Raw genomic sequence first — 20,334 nt, 5'->3', positions numbered from 1 at the left:
GTCCGTTGATTCCGGAAGAGAGACACTTTCTTAACGCACAGGCAACATGTGGGCCACTTCACACATCTCTACCGAGAGGCGGCTCACGTGCGATTGCGCACTCCCCTCGCCCTGCTCGGGGCAGCGCTGCTGGTATTCGTGGGGCCGCCCCTGCTCAATGCGGGTGACGGTTCCGAGACCGGCACACAGATCCCCGGTTTGCGCTTCATGGTCCCCAATACTCCCGGCGGCGGTTACGACATCACTGCCCGCACCGCGGCAAAAAATGCCGAGGACGCCGGACTTACTCACAACATCGAGGTCTTCAACCTCCCCGGCGCGGGCGGCACGGTCGGTCTGGCCCGTCTCGTCGGCGAGCACGGCAACGGCAAACTCGCCATGTCGATGGGCCTCGGCGTGGTCGGAGCGGTCCACTCGAACAAGTCCGAGAAGACGCTCGCCGACACCACCCCGATCGCCCGGCTCACCGAAGAGCAGGACATCGTCGTCGTCTCCAAGAACTCTCCTTACGAGACGATCCAGGAGCTGATCGCCGCTTGGAAGAAGGACCCGGGCAAGGTCACCGTCGGTGGCGGCTCCTCTCCCGGTGGCCCTGACCACCTCGCGCCCATGCTGATGGCGCAGGCGGCCAACATTCCCCCGAAGAGCGTCAACTACATCCCCTTCGACGGCGGTGGCGAACTCCTCGCCTCCATCCTCGGCAACAAGGTCGGATTCGGCGTCTCGGGCGTCAGCGAATACCTGGACCAGATCAAGTCGGGCGAACTGCGGCTGCTGGCCGTGACCGGACCCGAGCGGGTTCCCGGCCTCGACGCCCCCACCCTGCGCGAATCCGGCCTCGAAATGGACTTCATCAACTGGCGCGGCATCGTCGCCCCGCCCGGGATCTCCGACCGCGAGCGCGAGAAGCTCGTCACCCTGGTCGAGGAACTGCACGAGTCCAAGGAGTGGCAGGCATCGCTCAAGAAGAACGGTTGGACCGACGCCTTCATGGTGGGCGACGACTTCAATGACTTCCTCAAGCAGCAGAACGAGCGCGTGGACACCGTGCTGAAGGAGTTGGGACTGTGAACTCACGCGACACGCACACCTTGGCCCCGCAGCCCGCTGATCGCCGCTCCTGGATCCGCGAGCACTCCGAGCTCGGCGTCAGCGTCATGTTGTTCGCCCTGGGAGTGCTGGTCCTCACGGACGCGCTCACCATGGACGTCGACATCGCGCAGCGGGGTCCCATCGGCCCCACCACCGTGCCCATCGTCGTCGGCATCGGCCTGATGGTGATCGCCGCGCTGCTGGCCTTCGACGTGATGCGCGGTGGCCGCGGTGAGGCCGAAGGCGGCGAGGACATCGACCTGAGCGAGCCGAGCGACTGGCGTACGGTCCTCCTCCTCGCCGGCGTCTTCCTCGGCTTCGCCATCCTGATCAACCCGATCGGCTTCCCCATCGCCGGCATGCTCCTGTTCTGGGGGGCCGCCTACGCCCTCGGCAGCAGGCACTTCCAGCGCGACCCCCTGATCGCCGCGGTCCTGTCCGTAGTCACGTACTACCTCTTCAACAATCTGCTCGGCGTTCCGCTCCCCGGTGGCCCGCTGATGGGGGTGCTCTAGTCGATGGACTCTCTCAACTCACTCATCGACGGCTTCGGCACAGCGCTGACGCCGATCAACCTGATGTGGGCGGTGATCGGCGTCCTCCTGGGCACGGCGATCGGCGTACTGCCCGGCATCGGCCCCGCCATGGCGGTGGCACTGCTCCTCCCGGTGACCTACGGCCTTGAGCCCACCGGCGCGTTCATCATGTTCGCCGGCATCTATTACGGCGCGATGTTCGGCGGCTCCACCACCTCCATCCTGTTGAACACCCCAGGTGAGAGCGCGGCGGTGGTCGCGGCCATCGAAGGCAATCCGATGGCGAAATCGGGCCGTGGCTCCCAGGCGCTCGCCGCCGCCGCGGTCGGACACTTCGCCGGTGGTCTGATCGGCACGATCCTGCTGGTCGCCCTCGCCCCGACCATTGCCGACATGGCCGTGGACATCGGTGCTCCGGACTACTTCGCCATCATGGTGCTGGCGTTCATCGCGGTCACCTCGGTGCTCGGCTCGTCCCGCATCCGCGGTCTGGCCTCGCTGTTGATCGGTCTGACCATCGGGCTCATCGGCCTGGACCAGATGACCGGACAGCAGCGTCTGACCTTCGGCTCGCTCCAACTCGCCGACGGTGTGGACGTCGTCATCGTCGCCGTCGGACTCTTCGCGATCGGCGAGGCCCTGTGGGTCGCCGCCCATCTGCGTCGCGGTGCTTCGGAGCCGATCCCGGTCGGCCGTCCGTGGCTCGACAAGTCGGACGTCAAGCGCACCTGGAAGCCCTGGCTGCGCGGCCCGTTCATCGGATTCCCCTTCGGCGCGATCCCGGCGGGCGGTGCGGAGATCCCCACCTTCCTGTCGTACGTCACCGAGAAGCGGCTCTCCAAGAACAAGGACGAGTTCGGCAGGGGCGCCATCGAAGGCGTCGCCGGTCCCGAGTCGGCGGCTTCGGCCTCCGCCGCGGGAACGCTGGTCTCCATGCTGACCCTCGGTCTGCCGACCACGGCGGTCGCGGCCGTCATGCTCGCCGCCTTCCAGCAGTACGGCATCCAGCCCGGACCGCTCCTCTTCGAGCGCGAGCCCGACCTGGTGTGGGGCCTCATCGCCTCCCTCTTCGTCGGCATGGTGCTGCTGCTCGCGCTCAACCTGCCGCTCGCCCCCGTGTGGGCCAAGCTGCTGCGGATTCCGCGTCCTTACCTGTACGCCGGCATCCTCTTCTTCGCCGGAGTCGGCGCGTACGCCGTCGGCGGCGAGGCGATCGACCTGATCATCCTGCTGATCATCGGTCTCATCGGCTTCGGTATGCGCCGCTACGGGCTGCCGGTGCTGCCGGCCGTCATCGGTGTGATCCTCGGCCCGGCCGCCGAGCAGCAGTTGCGCCGTGCGCTCCAGCTGAGCGACGGCAGCGTCTCCGGCCTGGTCAACACGCCGTTCTCGGTGATCGTCTACATCATCATCGCGATCCTGCTGGCCTGGCCCTTGCTGAAGAAGAAGTTCCTGGCTCGACGGAACGTATCTGCATGATCGAGAACATTCGCCCCGCCATCGCAGCCGATGTGAGGGTGGTGAAGGCCGTGACCGACGCGGCCTACCACCCCTACATCGCACGCATCGGAGTCGTTCCCGCCCCCATGGAGGCGGACCACGCGGCCGATGCGACGGCGGGGCGAATGTTCGTCGTGGGAAACCCGGTACGGGGAGTGATCGTCCTGCTCCCCCAGGACGATCACCTCCTCCTGGAATCGGTCGCGGTGCACCCCGAGGCCCATGGGAAGGGCCTGGGGCGCGCTCTGCTGGGCTTCGCCGAGAGCCGGGCCCGGGAGTTGGGGCTCCCGGAGATCCGGCTCTACACGAACGCCCTGATGACCGAGAACCAGACGCTCTATCCGCGCTACGGATACGAGCTGGAAGGGCGCCGGGTGGATGGCCCCTACGATCGCTTGCACTACCGCAAGCGGCTCCCCTCGTAGGCCAGCAATCCACCCAGCGCCCCGACGAGCGCCACGCGCTCCAATGCATCCAGCGCCCCGACGGCGGCCTCGGCCGCCTCGGGGTCGCGCTGTTCCAGGCCGCTGTCGGCGAACTCGTCCTCGTCCAGCCTCAGCACCGAGGAACCGTCGGCCGACACCCACAGGTCGAGGTCCAGGTCCTCCACCACCAACTCGTCGTCGTGCAGCAGCGCGGGCCGGACGATGTCGCAGTACCAGCCCTTGAGTCCGCCGTCGCCGGTCCGGACCTCCTTCACCGCGTACCAGCGGTCCCGCCAGTAGTGTTCGGTGAACACGTCGCCCGGTTCGAAGCGCACGAACCCGAAGTCGCGGACGCCCTCGCCCGCCCATGACGCACGCACCACCAGATGAACGCCGTCATCGGCGAGCAGCACCGCCGGGTACCGGATCTTGGTGATCCCCGCCTTCACCAACCGTACGGAGACGGCCTGTTCAGCCCGCCCTGCGGACATGACGCACCTCCGTCGCACCGACCTCGTACCCGAGCCGTTCACCGACGCGTTGGAACCCATGGATGATCACATTCATGGGCCGCCACGCTACGGCCGGACGGCCCGTGTCGCCTCTCGATTTCCTCCGTGCGCGCCCCCGTGGTGGGGGAGAATCACCCGGTGACCTTGAAGATCGACATCGATACCGGTTCGGGCGTTGCGCCCTTCGAACAACTCCGTGCCCACATCGCCGAGCAGGCGCGCACCGGAGCGCTGCCGGTGGGCTACCGACTGCCGACCGTACGGGGCTTCGCCGAGGAACTCGGCCTGGCCGCGAACACCGTCGCCAAGGCGTACCGTGCGTTGGAGTCGGACGGGGTGATCGAGACCCGGGGTCGTAACGGCACCTTCATCGCGCCGGCCGCGGACGCGGCGGCCAGGGAACTGGCGGCGGCGGCCCAAGGGTTCGCCGACCGGGCCCGGAGGCTGGGCGCCACCCGCCAATCCGCGCGCGCTGCGGCCGAGGACGCACTACGGGCGGCATACGGAGACTGAGACCGCCTCGCCGCCCCGGTGAGCCGCTGGAACTCCTACGGCCCGGAGAGGAACCGTACGGTCGCGTAGTCCTGGCGGAAGACCGGCTCGTCCAGGACCAACTGCCGCATGCCGTCGACGACGGGTATCCGGCTCGGTGTGGTCGCACCCCAGATCCAGCGGCCGGACGGTTCCGCGAACCGATGAGCAGCGCGGCCAACAGCGTCTGGAGTTGGTAGTTGTCGGCGACTGCGCGCTCATGCGCAACCGAAAGCCCCACTCGGAGGCGCGGCCGACGACCGTTCGACGCTGAGGGCCCCCCGGGCGCAGGGACCCGGGGAGGACACTCACAGATAGAGGCCCGCGTCCGTTCCGGTGGGCTGCTCGGGGATCGACGCCGGGCCGTTCCCCCTGCGCAGGGCGAACAACTCCGCCAGGGTGGAACCCTCGCGCCCCACGCCCTCCTCGGTGCCGAGCCACTCCACCGACTCGGCGCGTGTCAACGCACCGATCTCGATGCGGGCCAGGCAGCGACCGGGACGGACCACCGCGGGATGCAGTCGTTCCAGATCCTCGTTGGTGGTCACGCCCACCAGGACGTTGCGGCCCTGCCCCAACAGCCCGTCGGTCAGGTTGAGCAGTCGGGACAGCGCCTGACCCGCGGTGTGCTTGGCCTCGCCCCGGATCAGTTCGTCACAGTCCTCCAGGAGCAGCAACCGCCAACGGCTCTTGGCCGTCCCCTCGTCCTCACCGATCGCGATGTCCATCAGATAGCCGACGTCCGTGAACAGCCGCTCGGGGTCCAGCACGCAGTCCACCTGACACCAGTCCCGCCAAGACCGGGCCAGCGTCCGCAGCACGGACGTCTTGCCGGTGCCCGGTGGGCCGTGGAGCAGCAGCAACCGACCCGAGATGTCCTCGGGGGTGACCTTCATCAACCGGTCCATCGCATCGGCGACCGGGGCGGTGTAGTTGGGACGCACCTGCTCCCAGGCGCCGGCCGAGATCTGCCGCGTCGTGCGGTAGGGACCGCGCCGCGGCGAGACGTACCAGAACCCCATCGTCACATCGTCCGGCTGCGGCTCGGGCTCGTCCGCAGCGTCCCGCACCGCGTCCTTGACGACCTTCTCGGCCAGTTCCGCGTCGACGGCCGTCACCGTGACGTCCGCACCGCGGTTCCAGTGGGAGATGAGCAGCGTGTAGCCCTCGCCCTCGGCGAGCACCGCACTGCGGTCGTCGTCGCGCGAGGAACGCAGCACCCGTGCACCGGGCGGCAGCATGTTGAACCCGGGCTTGACCCGGTCGATCTGGTGGCTGTGGCAGTAGGGCTGCTCGCCGTTGGCGAACCGCCCGAGGAAGAGGGCGTCGATGACGTCCGTCGCGGAGTCGCTGTCGTCGATGTTGAGTCGGATCGGCAGGGCGTCCTGGGGAGGTACGGCTGACATGCGCCCCATGATCCGGCACGCACCCCGATCCCGCACGGAGTTTATGTCCGGTGGCGTGGCCGCCTCACGGGGCCGCGCCACCGAACTGCACGTCAGCGCCCGCCGCCCCTGAGCAGGGTCGCAGCCCTGCGGGTGCGCCGCACCATCGCGTACCCCTTGGTGAGGGCACGGTCCTTGGCGAAGTTCCGGCCGATCGCACGGCCCTCGATGAGCCGCTCGAACTCCGCGAGGTCCGTCGAGCGCCGAACGGTGACCCGTTCGATGGCGTACGGGCCCTGCACGGGCCGGGCGAGCGCATTGCCGACCGCGAAGGACTGCGCGAACCCCGCCGATTTCACGGTCTCCCGCACCCGCCGGCTGGAGTACCCGAAGGGGTACGCGAACGAGGTCGGCGCGGCCCCCAACTCGTCGGCGATGATGTCGCGGCAGCGGACCGTCTCGTACCGCAGCGCCTCGTCCCCGAGCTGGTCCATCTGGGGATGGCTGTGCGTGTGGCCACCGATCTCCATGCCCGCCCCGGCCAGTTCCCGCACCTGGTCCCAGTCGAGCATGGTGTCGATCGCGCCGCCCTCGTCATGGGCACCGCGCAGCCAGCCGGTCGACACGAACAGCGTCGACGCGAACCCGTGCTTGGCCAGGACGGGGAGGGAGTACCGGTGGACACCCTCGTAACCGTCGTCAAAAGTGATCAACACCGGTCGAGCGGGCAGCGCCCGGCTTCCCCCGGAACGCCAGCACTCGCCCAACTCGGCCGTCGTGATCGGGGTGAATCCGTGCTCGTCGAGCGCGGCCATCTGCTCGGCGAACGCCTCCGGGGTCACGGACAGACCCAGGGTCGCCTTCGCCGGCTGATGCGCGACCGCGTGGTACATCAGGATCGGTACGGTCCCGCTCATCGGCTTTCACCACCGGCCGGAGCGGTCGCGGCGGTCGCCGAACCGGTCGACGCCAACGGGGTGATCGGCTCGGACGAGAAGGTCACCGCACCCTTGCGGGCGCGGGCAGCACCCACCACATAGCCACCCGCGGTGGTCACGAGCCCGACGACGATGGCGCCGGCGCGCCCTGCACCGCCCTTGCGACCGCGCAGGGCGTCGCCCACGCCGCGTGCCACACCCGCGGGCAGCACCCGGGTGGTGTAGCTCCGCTCGGACGACAACCCGTCGCCCGCACCGACGCTCTGCGAGACCAGGGCCTTGGAGAGCCCTTCGGCGTAACACCGGGTACGGAAGTAGGCGAACCGTTCGCGGGCGGCGGGGACCTTGTGGTGGATCACCGCGCGGTCGTCGATGAGCAGCACCGCTTCGGGGAGTGCATTGCCCATGCGGATGCAGAGCTCGGTCTCCTCGCAGCCGAGGGGGCGCTTGTCCCCGTCCCGTCCGATGCCGGTGGCGAAGCCCCCGGACGCGTCGAACGCGGTGCGACGGAAGGACGCGTTGCCACCGAGGACGTTGCGCACCTGCACCTTGCCGGGTGCCATGCCGCGGTAGGACGCGCCCACCACCCAGTCGAACTCCTCGGGGAACCACACCGGGCGCCGCCCCGACGCCCACGCGGGCGCGGTGCGGCCACCGACAGCGACGACCTTCTCGTCGTCGAAGCCCTCGGCGAAGTAGCGCAGCCAGTCGGGCTCCGCCACCGCATCGTCGTCGAGGAAGGCGACGAAGTCGCCGCGGGATGCGGCGATACCGGTGTTGCGACCTGCGGAGAGGCCGCGGGGGCCCGCGTTGGCGAGCACCCGCACCTCCTCACCGCGTGCCACATCGGAGCCTTCGGCCCCGTACTCCCGGTACTCCTCAGCCAGCCGGTCGAGGAGTACCGGGTTGTGATCGACCACCAGAAGCGTCTCCAGGGCCGGATGTGACTGATTCCGCACCGACGCGACGGCCGCGAGGATGTCGTCCCAGCGGTCTTCCGTGTAGGCGCAGATCACCACCGAGAAACGGCGGTCGCTCAAGACGTCTCTCCCCGGGCGATGCGCACGTCCACGCCTGCTCCGCCGCGCCGGGCGCCGCCGCGGCGCACGCCCTTCTCCTTGAGGATCACCTTGAGCACTCTGATCCCGTCCCGAACGGCGCTGAGGTTGGACACGCCGTGGATGCGGTTGTACTCGTGGCTGGGGACCTCCTGCACGCGCAGTCCGGCCTTGACGACCCGAATGTTCATCAGGGTCTCGATCTCGAAACCGGTGCAGTCGAGGGTGATGTCGTCGAGGCAGTGCTTCCAGAACGCGTTGTATCCGTAGCAGAGGTCGGTGTAGCGCGCGCCGAACTTGGCATTGACGACCGAGCACAGGGCCCAGTTGCCCAACTTGCGGATGAAGGTCATGTCGTCGGTGCCGCCGCCGTTGGCGAAGCGGGAGCCCTTGGCGAAGTCGGCGCCGGAGACGAGCGCTGAGACATAGGACACAATCTCATCGCCGTGTGCGGAGCCGTCGGCGTCGACCATCACGATGATGTCGCCCGTGCAGGCGGCGAAGCCGCTGATCAGAGCGTCGCCCTTGCCCTTGCCCGACTGCTTGACGACCTTGACGTCGGGCCACAGTTCCCGCGCGACCTCGACGGTGTTGTCAGTGGAGTTCCCGTCGACCAGCACGACTTCGTGAATCCAGTCGGGCAGGGTCTTGAACACATAGGGAAGATTCTCCGCCTCATTCATGGCAGGAATCACAACGCTCACGGGCGGAGTGATCGCCAGATGGGAGGAGATGGGTCGGTAGGCACCTTCTATTCGGCTGGTTTCCACCGATGCGATCGACGGATCTTGCCCCGGAGCGGCCGGGTGCAGGACAGAACTCATGGGTTTGTTTTCCCTCTCCACCGGTGGACCGCCCGCCCCCGGGCGATCCGGATGAGTGTCCGGTTTGAAAGGGGGGTTACTTCTCACCTGGCCATGGCGGAGCTACCCTCCGACCTGGCTTGGGTGAGCTACTGAACTGGCCGCACGGTGTTACGGCTCGGTACGAGCACGAAAACCGAGCACGGCACCCCCCTACCGCGCCCCGCAGCGGGATCATCGCGACGCTTGAGCCCTCCCCTTGAGCCGCTTAGCTGATGAACCGTTGCGGGTTGTACGACGGTATTGATGTTTAGGACTGTATGGCAAGTCCCGGATCGTGGTTGTGCTTTTTACATTCTTGATACCTATTCAACGGCCAGGTCGGGGAACGTACTGACCGGTTCACCTTGATCTTTTCCCGGAATCGATCACCTGGAGCGTTCCGTTCCGGATGATCTTCCCGCGCCTTGCGAACCGTTTCCTCGGGGGCTCCTCCCGAAGGAGGGGACGGTCAACCCCGAGGCTAACCGGAGCCCTCCAGTCCGGCGTCCGGCGGCCCAGAGGAAGAGTAGTGCGGTGATGGCCGCGACCATCGCGATGCCGCCGCTCGTCATGGGGATGTCGAGGGACGACAGGGCGCCGGCCACCGCCAGATCAATTCCGGCCGCTCCGGCGGCGGCCGTGGCTGCTCGCGTCACCCGGTCGAGCCCGGGCAGTACGGCGTAGAGCCCGCAGGCCGGACCGGAGAACAGGAAGAAGATCACGAACGGGGCCCGGAGCGGTGACTGGGCGCCGGCGAGTGCGAGTGCGACCCCCACGCCCGATACGGCGACGGCCGCACCCGCGAGGACCGGAGGCAGATCCGTCCCGACCGCTGACGGTCTGTCTCTGCTGCTCTGCATGGCCGACTTTGCTCCCAGGGCCCGAATGCCAGTTCCCCATGCTGCTCAGGGTGGGGACTTCCGTCAAGCTGGCCCGTGCATGTTTGGCATGGACATTCCGAGTGAAGTATGCGGTCTGCGCCGAAAGTTCAGGCAGCGGACCTGCTAAACGGAGATGTCATGAAACTGTCCCGCATCGCGGCTCTTTCCTCCTCCCTCGTCCTCGGCACCGCACTCACCCTCACCGGGGTGAGCACCGCACAGGCCGCTGAAAGCGCGGCTGCCCTTGACTACGTAGCACTGGGCGACTCCTACTCATCGGGAGTCGGAGCGGGTAGCTACGACAGCGCAAGTGGCGCCTGTAAGCGCAGCGCCAAGGCGTACCCCCGGCTCTGGGCAGCCGCGCACTCACCCTCGTCGTTCTCGTTCACCGCTTGCTCAGGCGCTCGTACGAGTGATGTCACGGCGAACCAACTCAGCCCCCTGAACGCCTCCACCGACCTCGTCTCCATCTCGGTCGGCGGCAACGACGCCGGCTTCGCGGACACCATGACCACCTGCGTGCTCCAGTCCGAAGCGAGCTGTGTGAACAAGGTGAACCAGGCCCGCGCCTACATCGACAACACCCTGCCGGCCAGACTGAACAGCGTGTACTCCGCCATCCGCGCCAAGGCCCCGTCCGCGCGGGTGGTCGTCCTCGGCTATCCCCGCTTCTACAAGCTCAACGGCAACTGCATCGTCGGGCTCAGCGAAGGGGAGCGGGCCGCGATCAACGGCGCCGCGGACCATCTGAACACCGCGCTCGCCAAGCGCGCCGCCGACCACGGCTACGCCTTCGGCGATGTGGTCCCCGCCTTCACCGGGCACGAGATCTGCTCCGGTGCGTCCTGGCTCCACTCCGTCAATCTGCTGAACCTCACCGACTCCTACCACCCGACCGCGGCCGGACAGTCCGGTGGATACCTACCGGTCCTCAACGCCAACGACTGACCCCGACGACGCCGGCTGCGACGCCCGAGGTGCTGGAGGGGGAGGAAGCTCCTCCCGCCGGGGTCTCGGGCGCGCAGTCGACCGAGAACGACACCCATGCCGAACGGGCCTGGGTCGGCTGCCGGATCTCCACGCGGATCCGGTCGCGATGCACGTCCTGCGGCTCGTGCGTCCCCTCGACGTGGTCGATCATCTGCTCGCGTGGCCCGCTCTCGGCGAAGCGCAGCGACTGCCAGCCGGGGGCCGTCGTCCGTCCGCTCTCAGTCGTCCACCGGTACTCGACGGTCGCCGGCGCCCGGGTCACGGCCACCACTGCACGGAAGGCTGGTGCCTCGCCCTGCGCGGGGGCACAGGAGCCGGCGTAGTCGTCCCGGACCGCCCACACCGCCACTTCGACGCGCTGCGCTTGCGGCGGCGACCCGGTGGACGCCGACGGGGTGACGCTCTCGCTCTGCCGGGGCGTGGGACCGGCGGTCGCGGGGTCCGTACGCGCCGAGGGGGTGGCGCGGCCCTGTCCCTGAGTGTCGGCCGGCGCCGAAGGACTGCTCGTCACACCGGGGCGTTGGCTGTCCGCTGCCGCCCGGTCGCGGGCGGCGTCGATCAGGGCCCACACCAGTACGGCGACCACCAGGAGCAGGAGCGCCACGCCCACGGCCAACACCGCGACCGCGCGGCGGGGCTGACCGTCCTCGGCAGCGCCGGCTGCATGGGGCGCGCCGTCCGACACCGCTTCCGGTGGGCGGGGGACGGTCGACTGGACCGCGTCCGTCCCGGCACCCGGCTGCGGGGCGCCGTGCGCGACGGGCAACGCCCGGGTCGAGCGGGCGCTGCCACCGGCGGCCACCACCCGGAGCAACCGGTCCGCCTCGGCGGCCGTGAGTCGCTCGTCCGGGTTCTTGCGCAGCAGTCCCGCGAGCACGGGTGCGAGTTCTCCCGCGAGGTGCGGCGCCGAGGGTTCTTCGTCCACGACCGCACGTAAGGTGCTCAGCGCGTCCGTGCGGCGAAAGGGTGAGACGCCCTCGACCGCGGTGTAGAGGAGCACGCCGAGCGACCACAGGTCCGATGCGGGCCCGGGAGCGTGTCCCTGCGCCCGTTCGGGGGCGAGGTATTCGGGCGAGCCGATGAGTTCGCCGGTCATCGTGAGATGTGAGGTGCCGGCCACCTCCGCGATCCCGAAGTCCGAGAGCACCACCCTGCCGTCGTTGGCGATGAGCACGTTGCCCGGTTTGACGTCGCGGTGGAGCACTCCCGCTTCGTGCGCGGCCCTGAGAGCGGCCAGGACCTCCGCCCCGATCTGCGCGGCGCGGGGCGCGGGGAGCGGGCCGTTGGCCTCCAGCACGTCGGCGAGCGCGAGGCCCCGGACGAGTTCCATCACGATCCAGGGCCGGCCCCCGTCGGTGACGACGTCGTAGACGGTGACCACACCGCGGTGGGAGATCCGGCCCGCCGCCCACGCCTCGCGTTCCAGCCGTTGGTAGAGCCGTCGCTCGTCGGTGGTGGAGAGCCCGACCGGAGCCCGTACCTCCTTGATCGCGACCTCGCGCGTGAGCACTTCGTCCCGTGCGCGCCACACCACTCCCATACCGCCTTCACCCAGCGGGCCGAGCAGTCGGTAGCGCCCTGCGATCAGTTGGTCCTCCGGCACGTGAGCCCCCATCCGTTCGGCACGGCACTGCACGACATGCACAGCAAGGCAACTCATGGAATCTCGGTGGAAACCCTTCCAAGTTAGCTCAACCACCCGCTTTTGTAGCCCTCTTGAGCATGAAGTGGCCTCACGGCTGCCATGGGCGCCCACTCCGGTGGTGAAGGCGTGACCCATGGGCTCTTTGGTGTGAGTGTGGTCACTCCTGCGTGAGGGTGGTGATGAGTCGGGATGCTCGGGAGTGCGCCCGCACGGTGAGGGGAAGGCATGGGGTGGACTCGATGGCACCTGAAGGAAGTGGTGGAAAACAACCGGAAGCGGATCGAGAAGGGGCGAAGTGGTCACCGGGTGTGAGAGCGGAAGGTGTACGGGAAAGTCATGGCGAGCTGTCCAACTCGCCCTGGAATCGGATGGATTCGGAGAGTGATCGTCAACTCGGGTACAGCAGTGGTGAATCCTCAGGACGGGATACACGGGTGTCCCGGCGGGGCGATAGGGTTAACCTGCCCGGGCCGGGTGCGTCGTACGGGTGGGGAGTGACATGGAACAGATAGCAATGCGAAGCAGGCCGCGCGTGCCTGCGATCACCTGCGGGAGTAGCGCGACGAGCTCGCGTCTCGACCGACATCTCTCGGTGCTCGGCGGTCCCGCCTTGCCACAGCGGGAGACGGTCGAGGCCACCTCACTGATGCGCGAGTTGACCTCGCGGGACGTGGCTCACGACCGCACCGCCAGCAAGAGCGGAAGGGTCTCGCTCTTCGCACCGCTGCGAAGGCTGCGCCGCACTCTGTTCGGTAGCCGCCGCTGACTCCTGGGCCTCCGCTCGGCCATGGCGCGTCTTGCGGCGCGCACCACATGTCACGTGTCACCGCCTGTGCGGCCCCGCGCTCAGGCGACCACGCCCTCCCGATGCAGCGCTGCTGTCTCCTCCATCGTCATTCCCAGGGAAGCCAGCAGCGCATCGGTGTGTTCGCCCAGTGCGGGCACCGCTCCCATCAGGGCCTCCGGGCCACCCGGCAGGGTGATCGGAGGCAGGAGCGCTCTCAGCGGGCCGACCGGCGAGTCGATTTCCCGCCATCGTTCCCGCGCCGCCAGTTGAGGATGTCCGGCCACGTCCTTCACGGTGTTGAGACGGGCGCAGGCGATGCCTGCGGCCTCCAGCCGTTCCACCGCCTCATCGGTCCCCAGTCGGGCCAGTGCCTTGGCGACCGTTGCGTCCGTGAGTTCGCGGTTCGCGGTGCGGGCCGTGTTCGATGCGAAGCGTGGATCGCTGCTGAGATCGGGTTCGTCCAGGACCTGCTCGGCCAACCGTCGCCATTCGCGGTCGTTCTGTACGGACAGCAGCACCTGTCCGCCGTCGGCGGTGGCGTAGGCGTCGTACGGCGCGATGACGGCGTGCGCGACACCGGTGCGCGCGGGGGGCTCACCTCCGTGCATTCCGTAGTGCAGGGGGTGTCCCATCCATTCGGCGAGCGACTCCAGCATGGAGATCTCCACCGGGCCGCCGAGGCCCGTGGTGGTACGGCGGAGCAGGGCCGCGAGGACTCCGGAGAACGCGTACATCGCGGCTGAGATGTCAGCCGCCGGGATGCCCGCCTTCGCCGGTTCGGCATGGGTGCCGGTCACGGACACCAGCCCCGCCTCGCACTGGACGAGCATGTCGTAGGCGCGCTTGTGGGCGTAGGGTCCGCCGGCGCCGTAGCCGGAGATGTCCACGGCGATCAGCCGGGGATGGGCGGCGCAGAGGGTCGGGGCGTCGAGGCCCAGTCGGGCCGCCGAGCCCTGGGCGAGGTTCTGGACGAACACGTCCGCCCCGGCGACCAGCCGCTGCACGATGGCGAGGCCACGGGGATCCTTCAGATCCACCGCCAGTGACTCCTTGCCCCGGTTGCACCAGACGAAGTGGGAGGCGAGTCCCCGCGCCGCGGTGTCGTAGTCACGGGCGAAGTCGCCACCGTCCAACCGCTCGATCTTGATGACACGTGCACCGAGGTCGGCGAGTTGACGCGTGGCGAAGGGGGCCGATACGGCCTGTTCGATGGCGACCACCGTGATGCCGTCGAGCGGCAGGGGCTGAGTGCGCATGGACCTGCTTATCGCGTGTACCACCCATATGTCATCAGACACCCGGTGTGAGGTACATCCCGGACCGGAGGTGCATAATGCGCCCGCGCCCCCGGAGGGAGGGGCCACCCGCTACGGGAAGTGGTCGCAGCCGCCGGCCGCCCGGACTGCTTGAGCAGGGTGAAGAGCACCTCGGACCGGCCTCAGAGCAGGGCGAACTGTCCCTCGGGGCCTTCCTCGCAGTGATCGAGCACGGAGGCGGGGCGGCGGGCTTCCGCCGGCACGGGCAGTACCTCCGGCACCTCGATGAGATCAGCGTCGGCCAAGGCCCCGAGCAGTGCGTTCCGTTCCTCGCCCGCGTCATCGAGCAGGCTCAACACCGTGATCAGCTCCAGCAGTTCCGAGGTCCACTCCTGCGGCCAGACCGTCGGCCGCAGAGCATCCAGCGTTCCCGCTTCGGCCGGGGCGGTGCGGCTGTCGAACCAGACGTCCAGGACGCGCACTCCACCGTGTGGGAACTCCCGTGCCCCGATCGGAACGGGAGAGATCCGGCCGGTGCCGATCCCGAGCGTCTCCTGGGCTCCGTCATAGCTCAACGCGTCGGGCCACGGCGGAAGCGCGGCGCGGACGTAGGGGCGACGGCCACCGGGCAGCCTCGGCCGCCATCTGCCGTGCGCTCCCCGCAACTGGATCTCCAGCAACCGGTGCCCGATGCCGGTGCCCAGGGACCAGAGCGCGGGATCGGCGGGCAACGGCACGGTGCAGCCCGTGGGGGAGTGCTCGCTCGTCGCGGTCACCCAGGCGAGCATGTCCTCCGCTGCGACGGGGTGGCCGTACCGTCGACCGAGGGTTTGTAGGAGGCCGGGGGCGAGGTTCGGTTCGGCTCCGCCGGGGCGGCGGTAGAGCGGTCTGATGCGGCCGGCACGGCCGGTGTGCGCATGACCGTCCGGCAGCAGCCCGGACACCAGCACCGCCGGCGAGGCAGTGGGCCCCGCCGGCTGTTCGACGAGGAAGATCTGGTGTTCGTCCGCCACGCGCCACAGTTCGGGCCGTGCGGAGTCGATGAGCCGGTGGTCGGGGATGAGCCACTGCTGGTCGAAAGGACCGTGCAGGACGCGCACCGGCTCGGGGCACCGGCCGTCCTCGTGGACGAAGCGCCCGGTCGCGGTGCGCTGACCCGGGAGTTGCCCCACGGCCGTGCGCGGGTCCCGGGACCTCGTACAGCCGAAGAGAGCGTCCCGCTCGGCGCCCCGTGTCGCCACCAGCCTGTCCCAGCGGGCCTTGAGGATCCCCGGGTCCGGAGCGAGCACCCAGGAACGGCCCGTCCGCAACGGTCGTACGCCCCAGGGCATCAGGTCGTCGAGCATCGGCATGGGAACATCCTCCCCGACGTTCCGCCGCGCACTCCACGGGTCGAACGGGGCGCATCACCCCAGGGGGGTCACTCGGCGTCGACGGTGACCGAGAAGGAGAAGCGGTCGCCCCGGTACCGGATGCGGGCCACGTCGACCACTTGACCGGTCACATCGCAGGTCACGCCCGTGTAGTGCAGGATCGGACTCAGTAGCGGCACTTGCAGGAGCTCCGCCGTCTGTGGGTCCGCGAGCCGCGCCTCCACGGTGTCCGTGATCCTGCCGATCCGCACCCCCACCACGTCCCGCAGCACCTTCGTCATAGGCCAGCGCTCCAGGTCCTTCACATCCAGCCGGGCGGCCACGTCCGGGCGGACCGCGTTCTGCGCCCAGTTGGTCGGCTCGCCGCTCTCCCCGTCACAGCGCAGCCGCCGGTAGCTGACCACTTCGGTCAGATCCGGGAAGTACTCGGTGAGTTCACCGGGCACCGGCTCGGGGCCGTGGTCGAGCACCGTCGTCCGCTCACCGGACTGCTGGGCCACGATTGCGTCGATCGAACCGAGCAGCCGCCGGGGCGCCCCCCGGCGAGCGCCCGGCTCGATGAAGGTGCCCCGCCGGCGGTGCCTGCTGATGAGCCCCTCCTCCTCCAACTCCTTCAGCGCCTGCCGCATCGTGAGCACGCTCACCCCGTAGTGCGCGGCGAGCTGTTCTTCCGTGGGCAGGCGCAGCGAGGCATCGGGCGTCCGACCCAATATGGACGCGCGCAGCGACTGCGACACCTGGTACCACAACGGCAGCTTGCGGTTGAGGACCAGTGAGTCGGGAGCGAAGGAGGAGGGCACGGGGACTCCGTATCAGGACCTGAAGTGACGCTCAAGACCCTGCCACACCTGGTCGTAACCCTTCTGGAGATGGGGGGCGTTGGCCGCCTGCTCGGTGGCGGTCACCGGCCAGCGGGTCTCGAACATGAAGGCAAGTCCGTCGTCGATCTTCTGGGGTTCGAGCTCGGCCGCACTGGCCCGGTCAAAGGTCTCCCGGTCCGGGCCGTGGGCCGACATCATGTTGTGGAGCGAACCGCCGCCCGGTACGAAACCCCCCTCGCCGGCGGTCTTGGCATCGTACGCACCTTCGATCAGACCCATGTACTCGCTCATCACATTGCGGTGGAAGTACGGCGGCCGAAAGGTGTTCTCACCGACCAGCCAGCGCGGTGCGAAGACCACGAAATCGACTCCCGCGAGACCGGGGGTGTCCGACGGGGAGGTCAGTACGGTGAAGATCGAGGGGTCGGGATGGTCGTAGGAGATCGTGCCGATCACATTGAAGCGCCGCAGGTCGTACACGTATGGGACGTGGTTGCCGTGCCATGCCACGACATCGAGCGGTGAATGGGGGTAGGTCGCGGCCCAGAGGTTGCCGCAGAACTTGGTGACCACCTGCACCGGGCGGTCGACGTCGTCCTCGTACGCAGCGGCGGGGGCGAGGAAGTCGCGGGCGTTGGCCAGCCCGTTGGCGCCAATCGGGCCGAGGTCGGGGAGTTGGAAGGGCTGGCCGTAGTTCTCGCAGACGTAACCGCGGGCCCGGGCGTCCAGCAGTTCCACCCGGAAGCGGACGCCGCGGGGGAGGAGCGCCACTTCCCCCGGACGGACGGCCAGTCGACCCAGTTCGGTGACGAGCAGCAGGCCGCCGTCCTCGGGAACGATCAGGAGCTCGCCGTCGGCGTCGCTGAAGATCCGGTCCATGGGGGCGTTGGCGTGGTAGAGGTGCACGGCCATGCCGGAGCGCTGGGTGGTGTCGCCGTTGCCGCCGAGCGTCCACAGTCCGGCCAGCCAGTCGGTGTTCGGCGCCGGGTCCGGCTGGGGGCTCCAGCGCAGCCGATTGGGGTCGGGCACGGTTTCGGTGAAGGGCGCGCTGCGCAGCGTGCCGTTGTCGATGCGGGTGAAGGGCGGATGGGCTGCCGACGGGCGGATGCGGTAGAGCCAGGAACGGCGGTTGTGGGCACGCGGCTCGGTGAACGCGGAACCGCTGAGCTGTTCCGCGTACAGCCCGAGGGGTGCGCGCTGCGGGGCGTTGCGACCTTCGGGAAGGGCTCCGGCCACCGCCTCGGAGCTGTGTTCGTTGCCGAAGCCGGTGGAGTACGTCAGTGAGGCGGCGCTCTTGCGCGCTCGCTCGACCCGTGCGGGTGGCGCTCCCGCCTGTCCGGACTGCGTTTGCTCGGTCTGCCCGATCCCGTTCATCATCCGCTCCCGGTGCCGAAAGAATCCTATGGGCAACCGTAGGATTACGGGGGTGTTACGTCAACGCCATCGCGGCCGCAGGATGCGCCAGAGGTCTTCTGGGGCGCCCGGGGCCGAGGGGGACGATGGTTCGGGCGGTCCGGCCGAATGGTGGGACGAGGTGTTCGTTCCCTGGGACGAGACCGGTATCCGAGCAGTCCCGGAGGCGCCCGACGCCGGTGCCCGGACGCTCCCGAAGGGGCGCTCGTCCTCCGGGGCGAGCCCCAGAACGGCGGTCGCGTACCGCTCCCGGCGCCGTGGGCCGTTCGAGTGGGGCACGGGTCGAGTGCGCGCGACCGCGGCACGCGGTGGGCATCCGGTGGACAGGGGTGGACTGGAGGCGCTCGGCACGGTAAGAGAGGAGGTCAGCGCACCTGAACCGTGCTGCGGGATTCAGCTGCTGTTTTGCTCGTATTGCTCGCATGTCAACACCTTGTTAACAGCTTTTGATGCCACCTAACGTCGTCCGGACCGCCGAATCGGTGGGAGTTCAAGGATGAACGTGAGGTTCCCCCCATGCTGACAATCCTCGGCTTCACCATGATCGCGACCTTCCTGGTCCTGATCATGATGAAGAAGATGTCGCCCATCGCGGCGCTGGTCCTGATCCCTGCCCTGTTCTGTGTGCTCGTGGGCAAGGGCGCGCACCTCGGTGACTACGTCATCGAAGGCGTCGGCAACCTCGCCCCCACCGCGGCGATGCTGATGTTCGCGATCGTCTACTTCGGCGTGATGATCGACGTCGGTCTCTTCGACCCGATCGTCCGGGGCATCCTGCGCTTCTGCAAGGCCGATCCCATGCGGGTCGTGGTGGGAACGGCCCTGCTCGCCGCGATCGTCTCGCTCGACGGCGACGGCTCCACCACCTTCATGATCACCGTTTCGGCGATGTATCCGCTCTACAAGCGGCTGAAGATGAGCCTGGTCATCATGACCGGTGTCGCCGCCACCGCCAACGGAGTGATGAACACCCTGCCCTGGGGCGGGCCCACCGCACGCGCCGCCACGGCACTGAAGCTCGATGCGGCCGACATCTTCGTGCCGATGATCCCCGCGCTCGCCGTCGGACTGCTTTTCGTCTTCGCCCTCGCCTACGTCCTCGGGATGCGCGAGCGGAAGCGCCTCGGATACCTCTCGCTGGACGAGGCGCTCACGCCCGAGTCGGACACGGTGCTGGTCGGCGCCGGCGGGGCGGGCACCCTGACCAAGGGGGGCACGAAGGGCAAGGGACGCACGAAGGACGGCGGCACCTCCGGTTCGGCCGGTGCCGGACAGGACTCAGCAGCACGCCCCACCACCGGCTCCACCGCTTCCGACGCCGATGCGGACGCCGACGACGAGGGATTCCAGGGACTCGACCCCAACCGCGAGACCCTCCGTCCCCGCCTCTACTGGTTCAATGCCGGGCTCACCATCACCCTGCTCACAGCCATGATCATGGAGCTGCTGCCCATCCCGGTGCTCTTCCTCCTCGGGGCGGCCCTCGCACTGACCGTGAACTACCCGAACATGGCCGACCAGCGCGCCCGCATCGGCGCGCACGCGGAGAACGTCCTCAACGTCTCCGGCATGGTCTTCGCCGCCGCGGTCTTCACCGGGGTGCTCACCGGCACCGGCATGGTCAAGCACATGGCCGACTGGCTGGTGGGCGCCATCCCCGAGGGCATGGGCCCGCACATGGCCATCGTCACCGGACTGCTCAGCCTGCCGCTCACCTACTTCATGTCGAACGACGGCTTCTACTTCGGGGTGCTGCCGGTGCTCGCGGAAGCCGGGGCCGCCCACGGCGTCTCACCGCTGGAGATCGCCCGCGCCTCTCTCGTCGGCCAGGCACTGCACATGTCGAGCCCGCTGGTTCCCGCCGTCTACGTACTCGTCGGCATGGCCAAGGTCGAGTTCGGTGACCACACGCGCTTCACCGTGAAATGGGCCGCGCTCACCTCGCTCGTGGTCCTCGCCGCGGGTGTCGCCATCGGGATCATCTGACGGCTGCGGATCCCTTACTTAAGGGAGGCCCCCGCATAGGGGCCGAGGCCACGAACCCTAGGGCGTCAGGGGTGTGGGAACCGATTCGATCACATCGGTTCCCACACCCCTGACGCATTCGTGCTCCGCTGTACACGAGGAACTACTCTCCGTCCCCTCGGTGAAGGGGTTAGTCCAAGGCGACACCCGGCCGTATCGCCTGGTGAGATGCCCGAGGTGGCGACGTCTGCTTTTGTCACGCTTGGCGTGCTCCTGGCGGCGATGAAGGCGTCGACCATGTGTACGGATGCCAACTCGCGGGGAATACAAAGCCGTTCAAGATTCCACCCAGCCAAGGCCCCGCACAGCAGCTCTGGACGG

19 protein-coding genes are annotated in these 20,334 nt (G+C 68.6%); 8 read left to right on the top strand and 11 right to left on the bottom strand.

Features of this window, described 5'->3' with window-relative positions; all coding sequences use genetic code 11:
• The first annotated feature begins 87 nt into the window (after positions 1-87).
• Genes ABZ348_RS24740 through ABZ348_RS24725 form a run of 4 tightly spaced genes read left to right on the top strand, consistent with a single transcriptional unit; the run spans position 88 to position 3,553 of the window.
• Entirely contained in the window at positions 88-1,071 is a 984-nt protein-coding gene (locus ABZ348_RS24740; protein ID WP_358936534.1) for a tripartite tricarboxylate transporter substrate binding protein, read from the top strand.
• Positions 1,068-1,607, top strand: a complete 540-nt coding sequence (locus tag ABZ348_RS24735) for a tripartite tricarboxylate transporter TctB family protein (RefSeq protein ID WP_358936532.1) — start codon at positions 1,068-1,070, stop codon at positions 1,605-1,607. The genes ABZ348_RS24740 and ABZ348_RS24735 overlap by 4 nt, the downstream gene beginning before the upstream one ends.
• 3 nt (positions 1,608-1,610) lie before the next feature.
• Entirely contained in the window at positions 1,611-3,107 is a 1,497-nt protein-coding gene (locus tag ABZ348_RS24730) for a tripartite tricarboxylate transporter permease (RefSeq protein WP_358936530.1), read from the top strand.
• Entirely contained in the window at positions 3,104-3,553 is a 450-nt protein-coding gene (locus ABZ348_RS24725; RefSeq protein WP_358936528.1) for a GNAT family N-acetyltransferase, read from the top strand. Before ABZ348_RS24730 ends, ABZ348_RS24725 begins: the two co-directional genes overlap by 4 nt.
• On the opposite strand, the gene ABZ348_RS24720 is transcribed toward ABZ348_RS24725, so the two are convergent.
• The gene (locus tag ABZ348_RS24720) at positions 3,529-4,044 is read right to left on the bottom strand and encodes a DUF402 domain-containing protein (RefSeq protein WP_358936526.1); all 516 of its coding nucleotides are present in this window, start codon (positions 4,042-4,044) and stop codon (positions 3,529-3,531) included. The two genes, ABZ348_RS24725 and ABZ348_RS24720, sit on opposite strands and share 25 nt — an antisense overlap.
• Before the next feature lie 159 nt (positions 4,045-4,203).
• On the opposite strand from ABZ348_RS24720, the gene ABZ348_RS24715 reads away from it, so the two are divergent.
• Positions 4,204-4,578, top strand: coding sequence for a GntR family transcriptional regulator (locus ABZ348_RS24715; protein ID WP_358936524.1), 375 nt, complete (start codon positions 4,204-4,206; stop codon positions 4,576-4,578).
• Positions 4,579-4,904: 326 nt separating this feature from the next.
• Here the strand turns inward: ABZ348_RS24715 and ABZ348_RS24710 are convergent, their stop codons facing one another.
• From ABZ348_RS24710 to ABZ348_RS24690, 5 genes are all read right to left on the bottom strand, one after another.
• Positions 4,905-6,002: a DUF5925 domain-containing protein gene (locus tag ABZ348_RS24710; protein WP_358936522.1), complete on the bottom strand. Its 1,098-nt coding sequence runs from the start codon at positions 6,000-6,002 to the stop codon at positions 4,905-4,907.
• Positions 6,003-6,094: 92 nt separating this feature from the next.
• On the bottom strand, positions 6,095-6,898 hold the full coding sequence (locus ABZ348_RS24705) for a polysaccharide deacetylase family protein (protein WP_358936520.1): 804 nt from the start codon (positions 6,896-6,898) through the stop codon (positions 6,095-6,097).
• Complete coding sequence (locus ABZ348_RS24700) at positions 6,895-7,959, bottom strand: glycosyltransferase family 2 protein (protein ID WP_358936518.1); 1,065 nt, start codon at positions 7,957-7,959, stop codon at positions 6,895-6,897. Before ABZ348_RS24700 ends, ABZ348_RS24705 begins: the two co-directional genes overlap by 4 nt.
• The gene (locus ABZ348_RS24695; protein ID WP_358936516.1) at positions 7,956-8,801 is read right to left on the bottom strand and encodes a glycosyltransferase family 2 protein; all 846 of its coding nucleotides are present in this window, start codon (positions 8,799-8,801) and stop codon (positions 7,956-7,958) included. Before ABZ348_RS24695 ends, ABZ348_RS24700 begins: the two co-directional genes overlap by 4 nt.
• A 407-nt stretch (positions 8,802-9,208) precedes the next feature.
• Positions 9,209-9,682, bottom strand: a complete 474-nt coding sequence (locus tag ABZ348_RS24690; RefSeq protein WP_358936514.1) for a hypothetical protein — start codon at positions 9,680-9,682, stop codon at positions 9,209-9,211.
• Positions 9,683-9,841: 159 nt separating this feature from the next.
• Here ABZ348_RS24690 and ABZ348_RS24685 point away from each other — a divergent pair, with 159 nt between their 5' ends.
• Positions 9,842-10,651 (top strand): SGNH/GDSL hydrolase family protein, encoded by an 810-nt coding sequence (locus ABZ348_RS24685; RefSeq protein WP_358936512.1) that lies wholly within the window; start codon positions 9,842-9,844, stop codon positions 10,649-10,651.
• Here the strand turns inward: ABZ348_RS24685 and ABZ348_RS24680 are convergent.
• Positions 10,635-12,296, bottom strand: coding sequence for a protein kinase (locus ABZ348_RS24680; protein ID WP_358936510.1), 1,662 nt, complete (start codon positions 12,294-12,296; stop codon positions 10,635-10,637). The genes ABZ348_RS24685 and ABZ348_RS24680 overlap by 17 nt on opposite strands.
• 541 nt (positions 12,297-12,837) lie before the next feature.
• Here ABZ348_RS24680 and ABZ348_RS24675 point away from each other — a divergent pair.
• Positions 12,838-13,104 (top strand): hypothetical protein, encoded by a 267-nt coding sequence (locus ABZ348_RS24675; protein ID WP_358936508.1) that lies wholly within the window; start codon positions 12,838-12,840, stop codon positions 13,102-13,104.
• An 80-nt stretch (positions 13,105-13,184) separates the two neighbouring features.
• On the opposite strand, the gene ABZ348_RS24670 is transcribed toward ABZ348_RS24675, so the two are convergent.
• The 4 genes from ABZ348_RS24670 to hmgA all read right to left on the bottom strand — a co-directional run bounded on the left by ABZ348_RS24670 (position 13,185) and on the right by hmgA (position 17,952).
• Positions 13,185-14,381, bottom strand: coding sequence for a CaiB/BaiF CoA-transferase family protein (locus ABZ348_RS24670; protein WP_358936506.1), 1,197 nt, complete (start codon positions 14,379-14,381; stop codon positions 13,185-13,187).
• A gap of 182 nt (positions 14,382-14,563) precedes the next feature.
• A complete protein-coding gene (locus ABZ348_RS24665; RefSeq protein WP_358936504.1) occupies positions 14,564-15,733 on the bottom strand; it encodes a type ISP restriction/modification enzyme in 1,170 nt (389 codons plus the stop codon).
• Positions 15,734-15,801: 68 nt separating this feature from the next.
• Positions 15,802-16,554, bottom strand: a complete 753-nt coding sequence (locus ABZ348_RS24660) for a GntR family transcriptional regulator (protein ID WP_358936502.1) — start codon at positions 16,552-16,554, stop codon at positions 15,802-15,804.
• A gap of 12 nt (positions 16,555-16,566) precedes the next feature.
• The gene (gene hmgA / locus ABZ348_RS24655) at positions 16,567-17,952 is read right to left on the bottom strand and encodes a homogentisate 1,2-dioxygenase (RefSeq protein WP_358936500.1); all 1,386 of its coding nucleotides are present in this window, start codon (positions 17,950-17,952) and stop codon (positions 16,567-16,569) included.
• A gap of 552 nt (positions 17,953-18,504) precedes the next feature.
• Here hmgA and ABZ348_RS24650 point away from each other — a divergent pair.
• Positions 18,505-19,974 (top strand): citrate:proton symporter, encoded by a 1,470-nt coding sequence (locus tag ABZ348_RS24650; protein ID WP_358936498.1) that lies wholly within the window; start codon positions 18,505-18,507, stop codon positions 19,972-19,974.
• Positions 19,975-20,334 lie beyond the last annotated feature (360 nt).

Source organism: Streptomyces sp. NPDC005963, from assembly GCF_040638655.1.
In the GTDB taxonomy this organism is placed as follows: Bacteria; Actinomycetota; Actinomycetes; order Streptomycetales; family Streptomycetaceae; genus Streptomyces.
Note: the sequence above shows the minus strand (reverse complement) of the source record. Positions and strands in the feature narration are given on the sequence as shown.

Coding starts and splice junctions, on each gene's coding strand:
- ABZ348_RS24730 (WP_358936530.1), top strand. CDS start 1,611: ATGGACTCTCTCAACTCACTCATCGACGGCTTCGGCACAGCGCTGACG.
- ABZ348_RS24725 (WP_358936528.1), top strand. CDS start 3,104: ATGATCGAGAACATTCGCCCCGCCATCGCAGCCGATGTGAGGGTGGTG.
- ABZ348_RS24720 (WP_358936526.1), bottom strand. CDS start 4,044: ATGTCCGCAGGGCGGGCTGAACAGGCCGTCTCCGTACGGTTGGTGAAG.
- ABZ348_RS24710 (WP_358936522.1), bottom strand. CDS start 6,002: ATGTCAGCCGTACCTCCCCAGGACGCCCTGCCGATCCGACTCAACATC.
- ABZ348_RS24705 (WP_358936520.1), bottom strand. CDS start 6,898: ATGAGCGGGACCGTACCGATCCTGATGTACCACGCGGTCGCGCATCAG.
- ABZ348_RS24695 (WP_358936516.1), bottom strand. CDS start 8,801: ATGAGTTCTGTCCTGCACCCGGCCGCTCCGGGGCAAGATCCGTCGATC.
- ABZ348_RS24690 (WP_358936514.1), bottom strand. CDS start 9,682: ATGCAGAGCAGCAGAGACAGACCGTCAGCGGTCGGGACGGATCTGCCT.
- ABZ348_RS24685 (WP_358936512.1), top strand. CDS start 9,842: ATGAAACTGTCCCGCATCGCGGCTCTTTCCTCCTCCCTCGTCCTCGGC.
- ABZ348_RS24675 (WP_358936508.1), top strand. CDS start 12,838: ATGGAACAGATAGCAATGCGAAGCAGGCCGCGCGTGCCTGCGATCACC.
- ABZ348_RS24670 (WP_358936506.1), bottom strand. CDS start 14,381: ATGCGCACTCAGCCCCTGCCGCTCGACGGCATCACGGTGGTCGCCATC.
- ABZ348_RS24665 (WP_358936504.1), bottom strand. CDS start 15,733: ATGCCGATGCTCGACGACCTGATGCCCTGGGGCGTACGACCGTTGCGG.
- hmgA (WP_358936500.1), bottom strand. CDS start 17,952: ATGATGAACGGGATCGGGCAGACCGAGCAAACGCAGTCCGGACAGGCG.
- ABZ348_RS24650 (WP_358936498.1), top strand. CDS start 18,505: ATGCTGACAATCCTCGGCTTCACCATGATCGCGACCTTCCTGGTCCTG.